Source organism: Paraburkholderia strydomiana, from assembly GCF_046030495.1.
GTDB lineage: Bacteria > Pseudomonadota > Gammaproteobacteria > Burkholderiales > Burkholderiaceae > Paraburkholderia > Paraburkholderia strydomiana_A.
In genome coordinates, this window is the sequence record NZ_JAQQCJ010000013.1 from 167,594 (window position 1) to 180,608 (window position 13,015).

Annotated in this window: 8 protein-coding genes; 3 read left to right on the forward strand and 5 right to left on the reverse strand. The window is 63.7% G+C overall.

Annotated features, from left to right (window positions below; genetic code table 11):
• Positions 1–21 precede the first annotated feature (21 nt).
• A complete protein-coding gene (locus tag PQQ53_RS18975) occupies positions 22–3,600 on the reverse strand; it encodes a response regulator (RefSeq protein WP_408144973.1) in 3,579 nt (1,192 codons plus the stop codon).
• A gap of 260 nt (positions 3,601–3,860) precedes the next feature.
• Between PQQ53_RS18975 and treF the strand changes: the two genes are divergently transcribed.
• A complete protein-coding gene (gene treF, locus PQQ53_RS18980) occupies positions 3,861–5,675 on the forward strand; it encodes an alpha,alpha-trehalase TreF (RefSeq protein WP_408144971.1) in 1,815 nt (604 codons plus the stop codon).
• 146 nt (positions 5,676–5,821) lie between these two features.
• Here the strand turns inward: treF and katE are convergent, their stop codons facing one another.
• The 3 genes from katE to PQQ53_RS18995 form a co-directional block, all read right to left on the reverse strand.
• The gene (gene katE / locus PQQ53_RS18985) at positions 5,822–7,933 is read right to left on the reverse strand and encodes a catalase HPII (RefSeq protein WP_408325278.1); all 2,112 of its coding nucleotides are present in this window, start codon (positions 7,931–7,933) and stop codon (positions 5,822–5,824) included.
• Between the two features lie 170 nt (positions 7,934–8,103).
• A complete protein-coding gene (locus PQQ53_RS18990) occupies positions 8,104–9,000 on the reverse strand; it encodes a MipA/OmpV family protein (protein ID WP_408144968.1) in 897 nt (298 codons plus the stop codon).
• Positions 9,001–9,434: 434 nt separating this feature from the next.
• On the reverse strand, positions 9,435–9,962 hold the full coding sequence (locus PQQ53_RS18995) for an Lrp/AsnC family transcriptional regulator (protein WP_408325281.1): 528 nt from the start codon (positions 9,960–9,962) through the stop codon (positions 9,435–9,437).
• A gap of 165 nt (positions 9,963–10,127) precedes the next feature.
• On the opposite strand from PQQ53_RS18995, the gene PQQ53_RS19000 reads away from it, so the two are divergent.
• A complete protein-coding gene (locus tag PQQ53_RS19000; protein WP_408325284.1) occupies positions 10,128–11,144 on the forward strand; it encodes a 1-aminocyclopropane-1-carboxylate deaminase in 1,017 nt (338 codons plus the stop codon).
• 78 nt (positions 11,145–11,222) lie between these two features.
• Here PQQ53_RS19000 and PQQ53_RS19005 read toward each other — a convergent pair whose 3' ends face one another.
• Positions 11,223–12,113: a LysR family transcriptional regulator gene (locus tag PQQ53_RS19005; RefSeq protein ID WP_408153245.1), complete on the reverse strand. Its 891-nt coding sequence runs from the start codon at positions 12,111–12,113 to the stop codon at positions 11,223–11,225.
• Between the two features lie 132 nt (positions 12,114–12,245).
• Between PQQ53_RS19005 and PQQ53_RS19010 the strand changes: the two genes are divergently transcribed.
• Positions 12,246–12,971, forward strand: a complete 726-nt coding sequence (locus tag PQQ53_RS19010; RefSeq protein ID WP_408325286.1) for a pirin family protein — start codon at positions 12,246–12,248, stop codon at positions 12,969–12,971.
• The last annotated feature ends 44 nt before the right edge of the window (positions 12,972–13,015 follow it).

Here is a 13,015-nt window from a genome sequence, read left to right on the forward strand (position 1 = left end):
CTGTCCACTGGCTCTCCTCCACTACCGTTGCCGCAACCAGACGCGGCATAGCGCGACCAGCTTGTCGACGTCGATCGGCTTGGACACGTAGTCGTCAGCGCCGGCTTCGAGGCAGCGCGTGCGATCGTTGGCCATTGCCTTCGCGGTCAGCGCGATGATCGGCAGATGCGCGAAACGCGGATTACGGCGAATCTCGCCCATCGCGGTCAAACCATCCATCTCGGGCATCATGACATCCATCAGGATCAGATGCACTTCGGGGCCGTTTTCGAGCGCGTCGAGCGCTTCGCGTCCGTTGCGCGCGATCTGCAGCTTCGCGCCAAGCGGCTCCAGCACGTGTGAAAGCGCGAAGATATTGCGCACGTCGTCTTCGGCCAGCAGGATCGTGCGGCCTTCGAACGCGTTATCGCGCTGGCGCACCGTGCGCAGCATGCGCTGCTGCTCGGGCGCGAGCGATGACTCGACGCTGTGCAGGAACAGCGTGACTTCATCGAGCAGACGCTCGGGCGACTTCGCACCCTTGATGATGATCGACTTCGAATAGCGGCGCAGACGGTGCTCTTCGTCGTCGGACAGCATGCGGCCCGTGTAGACGATGACCGGCAGCGTCGCATGCGCGGTGTTCGCGGCAAGCCGCTCGAGCAGGTCGTAGCCGGTGCCGTCGGGCAGCGCGAGATCGGTCACGACGCAGTCGAACGTGAACTTCGCCAGATAGTCGAGCGCCTCCGCGAGCGTCGCAACCGCGACGATTTCGGTGTTCTCGCTTTGCAGCAGCGCGCGGATGCTCTCGCGCATCGGCGCGTCGTCTTCGATCACCAGCACGCGTTTGAGGCGCTGCTGCAAACGCGCTTCGAGACGGCGGATCGCGGCTTCCATCGTGGTGCGCGCAGTCGGCTTGAGCGTATAGCCGATCGCGCCGAGGTGCAGCGCCTTGTCGGCGTGGTCGGTGGCCGAGACGATATGAATCGGAATATGGCGCGTGAGCGGATCGTTCTTCAGCCACTCCAGCACGGTCAGGCCGGAACGGTCCGGCAGGCCGACGTCGAGCAGCACCGCAGCCGGGAGCATGTCGCGCACCAGCGCGAGGCCGCTCGCCGCATCGCTCGCGTGGACGAAATCGAAGTCGAGTTCATGCGTGAGATCGCGCAGGATTTCGGCGAACGCGAGATCGTCCTCGACGCCGACGATCAGCCGGCCGGGGCGCGTGCGGTTATCTCGATCGTCGGCGATCGAGCCGCCGGCGGTCTCCGGCGTGTTGCCTGCGAAGAGGCCGTTGGCCGGCGAGATCACTGCCGTTTGAACGCTGCTCGACGGCGTATGGACCGGTAGCGGCTCCGCCGCGGTGGCCGCAGTGGCTGTGGTGCTTGCCGCTTCGGCCGCACGTGTGGATGCATGTCCATGTGTCTGAGCCGAAGCGAACGCCCCCGCCCCGTGGCCTTCCGCCAACGCCGCTTGCGCATCGAGCGGCAGCCACAGCGTGAACACACTGCCCTTGCCCACTTCGCTCGCGACGGTGACACGGCCGCCGAGCAACTGCGCAAACTCGCGCGAGATCGACAGGCCCAGCCCGCTTCCGCCATATTGACGGCTGGTCGATCCGTCGGCCTGCTGGAACGCTTCGAAGATCATGTCCAGCTTGTCGCCCGCGATGCCGATACCGGAATCGCGCACGTCGATGCGCAACCGCTCGCCTTCGGCCGGCGCCACCGAGAGCGCCACCTCGCCGCGCTCGGTGAACTTCACCGCGTTCGACAGCAGGTTGCGCAGAATCTGCGTGACGCGCTGGCCGTCCGTGATGAACGTGTCCGGCGTGCCCGGCAAGCGGTCGAACACGAGGTGCAGATGCTTCGCGCCGGCCAGCGGCTTGAACATTTCTTCGAGCGACTGCAGCGTCGCGTCGATCGAGACCGTTTCGAGTTCGACCGTCACCTGACCCGCTTCGACCTTCGACAGGTCGAGGATGTCGTTGATCAGCACCAGCAGATCGCTGTTGGACGCATGAATGGTCTCTGCGTAACGCACCTGCTCCTCGGTCAGATTGCCGGTGCGGTTCTGCTGCAGCAGCTTGGCGAGGATCAGCGAACTGTTCAGCGGCGTGCGCAACTCGTGCGACATGTTGGCGAGAAACTCGGACTTGTAGCGGCTCGACTGTTCGAGGCGTTCCGCGTTGGCCGCGAGATCGTCCTGCGCGCGCAGCAGGTCCGACTTCTGCCGCTCCAGACGCTGCGCATATTCCTCGAGTTGCACATTGGTCTGCTCGAGTTCGGCCTGCTGCGCTTCGAGGCGCGTTTGCGATTCCATCAACGCGCGGCCGCGCTCTTCGAGTCCTTCGTTGGAGACGCGCAGTTCTTCCTGCTGCACCTGCAACTCTTCGTTCAACTGCTGCGTCTCGACGAGCGCGTCCTGCAGCCGTTCGCGGTACAACGCGGCTTCGACGAAGTCGCCGATGCTGTTGCCGACCAGCTCCATGAAGCTCTGGTCGCGCTGCGTCAGTTCGCGGATGAAGCCGAGTTCGATCACGCCGTTGACCTGGCCGTCGTTGACGACCGGCATGATCAGCAGGTTCTTCGGCGCGCTCTTGCCGGTGGCGGACACTACCTGCACGTAATTCGCGGGCACGTCGCGCAGAATGAGCGTGCGGCGCGCGAGCGACGCCTGGCCGACCAGCGTTTCGCCTTCCTCGAAATTGCGCGCGGCGCCCTGCTCGCTTTCGCGGCTGAAGCCATACGCGGCGATGCGGCGCAGCGTGCCGTGCTGTTTGTCGCGCACATAGAGCGCGCCGACGACGGCGTCCAGATACTGCGCGAGGAAATCGAGCACCGCGCGGCCCACCAGCGGCGGGCTCGCCTGGCCGACGACTTTTTCCGCGAGCAAACGCTGCCCGGAACGCAGCCACACCTGTTCCTGCAATTCTTCGGTCTGCTCGGCCTGCTGACGCAGCGCGCCGTCGTAAGTGGCGGACAGGCCCATCAGTTCGCGCCGGCCCATCCAGGCGAGCAGCGCGCTCACGCTCAGGCTGAACAGCAGGAACACGCTTACCAGTGTGGTCGTGACGCGGCGCGTCGCGTCGGCGCGCTCCTGGCGCAGGCGCAATTCGACATCGAGAAAATCGCTGAATTCACGGCGTGTTTCGTCGAACTCGATCTTGCCGCGCCCGCTTGCCACCGCGGCTTCATAATCCTGATTGCGCCGGCGCGCATCGATCATGTCTTCGGCAAAGCGGCTCCAGCGCTGCTGGATCGCCTGGATCTGCTTGAGTCTTTCGACTTGCGCGGGATTGTCGGCCACCAGTTGCTGCAGCGCTTCGACCTGCGTCTTGAACTTGGGGCCGCCGGTTTCGTAGGGCGAGAGAAAGGCTTCGTCGCCCGTGATCAGGAAGCCTCGCATCGACGATTCGCGATCGACCGCGAGGCGCAAGATGTCGTTGGCCTGCCCGATCACGCGCTCGGAGTGCTCGGCCCAGTTCATCGTGGAGACGAGATACGCGATCAGCCCAGCGAAGACCGCCATCGTGACGAGGCCGACACCCAAAGGCAATGCGATATTGCGGCGGATGATGTTGCGAAAACGGTTCTGGTCGACGGCCTGCGATGCGGTCATTTTTTCTGTCTTCGGCATAACGAATCGACGTGATCCGGAATTTTTTTCGGGTTTTTTGCGCGGTGGTTTTGCAGCGATACAACGGCAGTCATCATACAGGACGACGACTGTTTTTGAGATGCTCATAGGCTCGCTCAGGCCTGCTGGACGGGGCTCCTGACGACGAACGCAACTTTGCGTGGCGCGCGCGGGTCAATCGTGCGATGAAGGCCGCTTTATCACGACCGTTCAAGGCCTGCCACTTTTTCATTCATTCGCCGATGCCCTCTGCCCACCTCGCTCTTCCCCTCGCTTCGCTGCGTTGCGCTCTCGCCGCGTCGCTCGTGTGGCATGCCTCGCTCGCCGCGTCGGCTCCGACCCCGGCTTCCGTGGAAGCGGCACCCGTCAGCGTGGCCACGGTTGCGGTGCATGTCGAGCCGCCTAGCCAGGCGTCGCCTGTGGATCCAGTGCCGCCCTCCGAGCAGTACGCCGCGTTATATCGCGACGTGCAACTCGCGCATCTCTTTCCCGACAGCAAGACTTTCGCGGACATGGTGCCGCTCGTGGCGCCCGCGCAGATCGCCGCCACGTACGACACCGCGAAGCAGCAGCCGAACTTCAGTCTCGCCGACTTCGTGAAGCGCAACTTCACGCTGCCCTCCCGCACCGCGAAGACGTACGTCTCCGATCCGAATCAGGATGTGGTCGGCCATATCGATACGCTGTGGAACGTGTTGCGCCGCGAACCGGACGCGACCGCGAGTCCGTGGTCGTCGCTACTGCCGTTGCCGCATGCGTACATTGTGCCGGGCGACCGCTTCGACGAGATCTATTACTGGGACTCGTACTTCATCATGCTCGGGCTCGAACAGAGCGGCCAGCATGAACTGGTTGTCGACGAACTGAAGAACTTCGCCACGCTGATCGACCGGTACGGGCATATCCCGAACGGCAACCGCACGTATTACCTGAGCCGCTCGCAACCGCCGTTCTTCGCGCAGATGGTGCGGCTCGTCGCGGACAAGGACGGCGACGGCGTCTACGTGCAATACCTGCCCGAGTTGCAGCGCGAATACGCGTACTGGATGAACGGCAGCGACGGCCTGCCCGCAGGTCAGGCCAACCGGCACGTGGTGCGGCTTGTGGATGGCACGTTGCTCAACCGCTATTGGGACGAACGCGCGGCGCCGCGCGACGAATCGTATCGTGAAGACGTGCTTACCGCGCAGCAGACGCCGCAGCGAGACTCCGCGCAGTTGTGGCGCAATCTGCGCGCGGGCGGCGAAACAGGCTGGGATTTCAGCTCGCGCTGGTTCGCCGACGGCAAGACGCTCGCCACCGTGGACGTGACGTCGCTCGTGCCGGTCGATCTGAACTGTCTGCTCGTCGATCTGGAGCGCACGCTCGCGAAGGCATACCGGCTGCGCGGCGACGTCACGCATGCGGAGAACATGGAGCGGCGCGCCGCGACGCGCGCCGACACGATTCGCCGCGTGTTGTGGGACCCGCAGTTGCAAGCGTTCGGCGATTACGACTTCGAGCATCGCACGCTGACGCACAGGCTCACCGCCGCGACGGTGTATCCGTTATATACGGGTGTAGCCAGCCGCCAGCAGGCGAAGACCGTCGCCGCGACCATGCAGCGGGAACTGCTGCGGCCGGGCGGCCTCGCGACCACCCAGGTGAATAGCGGCCAGCAATGGGACGCGCCCAATGGCTGGGCGCCGTTGCAGTATCTGGCGGTGATCGGCCTGCGGCGCTATAGCGAACCGGCGCTCGCGCAGACCATCGCGACGCGCTGGATCAGAACCAACGTCGCGTACTACCAGCACACCGGCAAGCTCGTCGAGAAATACGATGTCGATGCGGCTACGCCGGGCGTCGCCGCGGGCGGCGGTGAATATCCGTTGCAGGATGGTTTCGGCTGGACCAACGGTGTATTGCGCGCGTTACTCGTGCTCTATCCGCAGACCGTTCAGGCCTCCCGCCCGAGCGATATTCCCGAAGGACCGGCCGGTGTGTCGGCGGCGGCCGCGTCCGCTGCGGCGGCGCCGAAGAACACGCATCGGTTGCATGGCACGCGGGTGAGCCCGTAGACTTCGCGCCGCTGCCCCGGTGCTGCAATGACTGCATACGCATTGCTACACGCGCAAAAAATGGCCGGTGTTAACCGGCCATTTTTGCTGATACCTCGATGAGCAGTCCGCTCACGCGGGCCTCGGATGATCACTCGCCGCCCCTCCTACGCAGGCACCGTCTCCGCCTGCGCCGCACGCGACCACACGCGATGCTGCTCGGCCGCCTTGATGAAAGCCTTCAGCACGTCGGCGACCTGCTTGTCGTCCCCGGTCACGACGCCGTCCGCGTGGTCGGGCAAATGCGCCGCGGCCAGCACGTCACGCCCCGCGCCGAGCGCCGCGATCGCCTTCAGGTGCTTGAACGCTTCGAGCACGAAATGCCGCGCATCGCCCGATTGTGCCAGCGCCTTCGCGCCCGCGTCGCCACCCACGACGATCACCGCATCGAACATGATCGACGGCAAACCGGCGATCGTCGCGTCCGGCGCGAGACCGTCGATCGCAGCAAGCGTCGGCGCTATCAACATGGGCGCCGCGCCCTCGCCTTGCAGCGCCTGCTGAAGCTTCCTGATCGCGCCGCCATCGGAACCCGGCGCGGCCAGCAACGCGATCTTGCGTGTCTTGATACCCGGCTTCACGCGATTGAGCAGACTCAGCGCCGGCGATTCCTTAGGACCGGAAAGCTTCGCCGTGCCCTTTTTCGGCGCGGGCAGACCCAGACCTTCGGCGACCGTCGCCGCCAGCCCCGCATCGAAGTTGGCGAGAATCTCGTTGACCACGCGCGCGCGAATCTCCGGCTTCGTCACCTTGCCGAGTTCGAACTGATACGCGGCGGCGATATGGTCTTTCTCGGGCTGGGACATGCTGTTGTAAAACAGCGCAGCCTGCGAGAAATGATCGGCGAACGATTCGCTGCGCACGCGGATCTTGGTGCCTTCCACGCGCTCCTGATAGCTTTCGAATCCGCCGTCCGAGGGCGCCGGATCGGTTTCCTTCGGCCAGCCGCCGCTCACCGAGTTCGGCTCGTACGACGCCTGTCCGACATTGATCGCCTGGCGGTGCATCGCATCGCGCTGGTTGTTGTTGAACGGGCACACCGGCCGGTTGATCGGAATCTCGTGGAAGTTCGGACCGCCGAGGCGGCTGATCTGCGTATCCGTGTACGAGAACAGGCGGCCTTGCAGCAGCGGATCGTTGGAGAAATCGATGCCCGGCACGACATGGCCCGGATGGAACGCGACCTGTTCGGTCTCGGCGAAGAAGTTGTCGGGATTGCGATTGAGCGTCATCTTGCCGACGATCTTCACCGGTACCAGTTCTTCCGGAATCAGCTTGGTCGGATCGAGCAGATCGAAGTCGAACTTGTGTTCGTCTTCTTCCTCGACGATCTGCACGCCGAGTTCGAACTCGGGGAAATCGCCCCGCCCGATTGCTTCCCACAAATCGCGCCGATGAAAATCCGGGTCCTTGCCCGCGAGTTTCTGCGCCTCGTCCCACAACAGCGAGTACGAGCCCAGCACCGGGCGCCAGTGGAATTTGACGAAGCGCCCCTTGCCCTGCGCATTGACGAAGCGGAACGTGTGGATGCCGAAGCCCTCCATCGTGCGCAGGCTGCGCGGAATCGCACGATCCGACATGGTCCACAGCACCATGTGCGCGGACTCGGGCACGAGCGACACGAAGTCCCAGAAGGTATCGTGCGCGGAACCGCCGGTCGGCATCTCGTTCGGTGCTTCCGGTTTCACCGCGTGCACGAAGTCCGGAAACTTGATCGCGTCCTGGATGAAAAACACCGGCATGTTGTTGCCGACCAGATCGTAATTACCTTCCTGCGTGTAGAACTTCACCGCGAAGCCGCGCACGTCGCGCACGGTGTCGGCTGAACCGCGCGGACCCTGCACCGTCGAAAAGCGCACATAGACCGGCGTTTTCACGGACGGGTCCTGCAGGAACGCGGCCTTGGTGTACTCGCTCAGCGACTCGTACACCTGAAACACGCCGTGCGCGGCGGAGCCGCGTGCATGCACGATGCGCTCGGGAATGCGTTCGTGGTCGAAGTGCGTGATCTTCTCACGCATGATGAAGTCTTCCAGCAGCGAGGGGCCGCGCGGGCCGGCTCGCAGCGTGTTCTGATTGTCGGCGATCTTGACGCCCTGATTGGTTCGCAGCGCCTGGCCGTCCGGACTCACTCGAAACTGTTCGAGGTCTTTCGATTTCGGATCGTTCGCCTGTGCGCTTGCCGCCGCCGCCGTCCGCGTGTTCGTTTTACCTGCCATGGGGATGTGCTCCTTGTGTTCGGGCGCGCCGGCGAAAGGCCGGTCTCACGCGCAAACAAGCAAGCAGCAATCGATGTACCCGAGAGCATCTTCAATCTTTCGCAGCGAGGAAGGAACGGCAACGGCGAACCCGCGCCGCCGTCCCTTCCCGCGAGCGTCGAAACGTTGCGTCAGAAGCGGTAGTTGATCGAAATGTCGGCCACGCCATTGGCCCTGCTGCGCGTGACCGGGCTGTTGCCGGCGCTGCCGACCAGTTGCTGGAATGCGCCGTCCGCCGTCGCGAACCAGTGCTTGTTGAACAGCCACACCGCGCTCACGCCGAAGCCCACCGACTTGACGCCCGCACTCGCGTGGTATTGCGAAAACTGCGAGTTCGCCGCCTGCTGCTGGTTGACCCCGAACCAGCTGTTCATGTACGTGGAGTCTGCGACCGACACGTTCGGACCGGCGAACCAGAAGAACGTCTTCGAACTGCCCGGCATCGGCATATAGGCGCCGAAGTCGCCGATCCAGCCATTCGAGCCGCCGAAATAGCGCCGGATGTCCGCGCGCAATACGAGCGGGAAGTCCTTCGACACCACGTATTCGCCCGCCAGTTTGACGCCGGGCGCGAAGTTGATGTTGCCGAGTCCGTTCAGCTCCTGGGGATCGTCGCGCCCGCGACGTCCGAGGTCGTAGACGGCGGCCAGACTCACGCGCCAGTTCTCGCCCTGTGCGACGTTGACCCCGAACCCTTCGCCGCTCGACAGGAAGAACAGGTCCTTGTAACGCACGTCGATACTCGGTCCGGCCACGACGTGATAGCGGGCCGAGCCCTCGAAGCGCGGCTGGAACGAAGTCGCCACACCGACACGCACCTGCCAGTCGGGAATGTTCGGCTGGTACATCTTCTGCAATGGAATGCCGACCGAGTACTGCCACTCGCCCAATGGTGAGGGCGTCTGCGCCGACGCCGAGCCCGGCAGGAAGGCAATGCCGCCGAGTGTCACGGCGACCACAGACGTTGCCGCGATGCTTATGTGTTTATTGCGAAGCTTGCCGCTCCGCTTTCTACGGCTGTTCAACACCAGGAGCCTCCGATCACGCGTATAGCGAAAGGGGTTATGTTCTCGCCCGAGGTCCACAATGGATAAAAGCAACGGGCGACTGCCGCGCAATGACTTTACGGCATGTAATTTTTCCAGGATCGGCACGCACTACCCGGCCAGGCTTCACGGCCCGTGCGGCCCGAAAGCCGCCCACGCGGGCTTGTGTATGAACCGGTTCATGAGAAAGATATGCCGACCGACACAGATGTGCAAAATACGCGCCACATCGGTAGGAAGCGGACTCGAATCAGCTGAGGGACAGTCGGCGACGAGGTGGGTCCGGCAATCTCAATGCGGACGATCATGCCGGCGAAGTCTTCCCGCACCGGCCGCCGTCGCCGCCCGGAAACCGGAAACCGGAAACCGGAAACCGGAAACCGGAAACCGGACCAGCGTGGACGCAACGGCTCGCGTCACAGCGGAAATCGGGTGGTCGAGAGGATTTCCTTGAGCACCATGAAAGAGCGGATTTGCCTCACGCCCGGCAGATAAAGCAATTGCTCCGCGTGCAGGCGATTGAAGCTGTCGCTGTCGCGCGTGCGCACCGTCATGAAATAGTCGAATTCGCCGGTCACGACGTGGCACTCCATGCAGCCGGGCACCTTCTGCGCGGCTTTCTCGAACGCGGCAAACGATTCCGGCGTGGAGCGATCCAGCACCACGCCGATGATCACCAGCATCCCCGCACCGGCCGCCTTCGGGTCGATCAACGCGACCACCCCGCGAATCAGCCCCGACTCCTTCAGCCGCTCGACGCGCCGCAAGCAGGCCGGCGCACTCAGCTTGACCTTCGCGGCCAGCGCGACGTTGGAAATGGACGCGTCGGTTTGCAACTGCCGCAGGATCGCGCGATCGATGCGGTCGAGCGCCTGAAGCGGATCGGTGTACCCAGCGGAGGCGCTGGCCGGCTTCGATGCCGTGCGAATTTTTGTTGCGTTCATAGCGTCCTGTACGAATTTTTATTATCCAACTTCGGATCTGATATTTTCAAAATTACGTCGAGGCGAATTTTTTCGCAAGCTCATTTCATCCGCTTTTCCCTACCATTGATTCAACGCGACGCGGCCTGCCGGTCGCGTCGACAACCCAATGACCACGGAGCTGCCATGAACCTGCAACGATTTCCCCGCTACCCGCTCACCTTTGGACCGACGCCGATCCAGCCGCTCAAACGCCTGAGCGAGCACCTCGGCGGCAAGGTGCATCTGTACGCGAAGCGCGAGGACTGCAACAGCGGCTTTGCGTTCGGCGGCAACAAGACGCGCAAGCTCGAATACCTGATTCCCGAGGCGCTGGCGCAGGGTTGCGACACGCTGGTGTCGATCGGCGGGATCCAGTCGAACCAGACCCGCCAGGTGGCCGCGGTCGCCGCGCATCTGGGTATGAAATGCGTGCTCGTGCAGGAGAACTGGGTCAACTACTCGGATGCGGTCTATGACCGCGTCGGCAACATCCAGATGTCGCGCATTCTGGGCGCCGACGTCCGGCTGGTGAGCGACGGTTTCGACATCGGCTTTCGCAAAAGCTGGGAGGACGCGCTGGAAAGCGTGCGCGCCGCCGGCGGCAAGCCGTACGCGATTCCGGCCGGCTGCTCCGATCATCCGCTGGGCGGCCTCGGTTTCGTCGGCTTCGCGGAAGAAGTGCGGCAGCAGGAAGCCGAACTGGGGTTCAGGTTCGACTACATCGTCGTGTGCTCGGTGACGGGCAGCACGCAGGCCGGCATGGTGGTGGGCTTTGCCGCCGACGGCCGCGCCGAGCGCGTGATCGGCATCGATGCGTCGGCGAAACCCGCGCAGACCCGCGAGCAGATCATGCGGATCGCGAAACAGACCGCGGAACAGGTCGACCTCGGCCGGGACATCACCGCGAAGGACGTGGTGCTCGACGAGCGCTTCGGCGGTCCGGAATACGGCTTACCGAATGAGGGCACGCTGGAGGCAATTCGCTTGTGCGCGCGGCTCGAAGGTGTGCTGACCGATCCGGTGTATGAGGGCAAGTCGATGCACGGCATGATCGACATGGTGCGCAATGGGGAATTTCCGGAAGGCTCACGCGTGTTGTACGCGCATTTGGGCGGTGTGCCGGCGTTGAACGGGTATAGCTTTATTTTCCGCAACGGGTAAGCGGGCAGGAGCGCGGGACGGGGGCGTGTTGCGGCGAACGGCTGGGGGCGGCAAGCGCGGAGCCCCATGTCCCCCCCGTCACGCCGCCAGCGTCTTCTGCAAATGCTTGCGCAGGAATTCCACGAAAGCCCGAATCGTGACCGAGCTTTGCCGATGCTGCGGATACACCGCATACACGCTGGTCGCAGCAGGCAGGAACGCTTCGAGGACCGGCACGAGCTGACCGCTCCTGAGCGCATCGGCGACGATAAAATCAGGAAGCCGAACAATTCCCAGGCCGGCCACCGCCGCGTCGCGAATCAGATCGCCATTGTTGGCCCGCAAAGGTCCACGCACTTCGACGCCCTTCACCACGCCGTCGACCACGAAGTCCCAACTGACCACGCCGCCATGACCGTATAACAGGCATGCATGGCGTTGCAGATCCGCCGGCACGGCGGGCGCGCCGCGCCGGCGCACGTACCCGGGACTGCAACACGCCACCAGCCGGACGTCGACGAGCTTTTGCGCGACCAGCGTGGAATCGGCCAGTGTGCCGATGCGGATCGCCATGTCGAAGCCCTCGCCCACCACGTCGACGGTGCGGTCGCTCAACTCCATGTCGAAGCGCACCTCGCCGTGCTCGCGCAGGAACATCGCCACCAGCGGCGACAGATGCATCATGCCGAACGACATCGGCGCGCTCACGCGCAGCAGTCCGCGCGGCCCGGCGCGGCGCAGCGACATGGCCTGCTCGGCGTCCTCCACTTCACCGAGGATGCGTCTGGCGCGTTCGTAAAACTCCTGCCCTAGTTCGGTCACGGCCAGCTTGCGCGTATTGCGGATCAGCAATGGAACGCCGAGCGCCTCTTCCAGCGCCATTACCCGGCGGCTGACGAACTGCTTCGACAGCGACAGCCGGCTGGCAGCGGCGGTGAAGTTACGCGCGTCGACCGTGGCGACGAAGATTCGCATGTCGTCGAGTTGCATTCTATTGTCCACTCCGTGGTGACAGTGTTTCCGATTTCTAGACGATTATAACTATCCAGCTTGACCTACACTCTCATTCATGGATCGCGGACAAACAACTGGCCCGGATCGCACAACCCAAAGGAGAAAAAGATGCTCGAAATCAGACAAGCCAATCAGCGTGGCCGTGCAGAACATGGCTGGCTCAGCTCGCGGCACACATTTTCCTTCGCGCACTATCACGATCCGAAGCAGAATGGCTTTTCCGACCTGCTCGTGATCAACGATGACCGTGTCGCCCCGGCCCAAGGCTTCGGCAAGCATCCGCACCGCGACATGGAGATCTTTTCGTACGTACTGGAAGGCGCGCTCGAGCATAAGGACACGATGGGCACCGGCTCGGTAATCGTCCCCGGTGATATCCAGGTGATGAGCGCGGGAACCGGCGTGGCGCACAGCGAATACAACCATTCGAAGAGCGAGCCGGTGCACTTCCTGCAAATCTGGATCGCCCCCGCCGACAAGGGCACGGCGCCGCGTTATCAGCAGCGGCATTTCAATGCGGACGAGAAGCGCGGTGTGTTGCGCCTCGTGATGTCGCCGGACGGCGCGGACGGTTCGCTGGCGCTGCAGCAGGATGCGCGGGTGTACGCCGGACTGTTCGACGGCGCGGAAACGGCGCGGCTCGAACTGGCCAGCGATCGATACGCGTACATCCACGTGGCGCGCGGCAGTGTCACGGTGAACGGAGTCGAGCTCGGTGAAGGTGACGGCGCGCGAGTGCGCGGCGAAGAAGCGCTGACCTTTGCACAAGGTCATGACGCGGAAGTACTGGTGTTCGATCTGCGGAACATCGAAACATCGGCGTTGTGGGCCTGAAGCGTGGACTGCCCGGCCGTTTGAACGTGGTTCGCCGCACAACG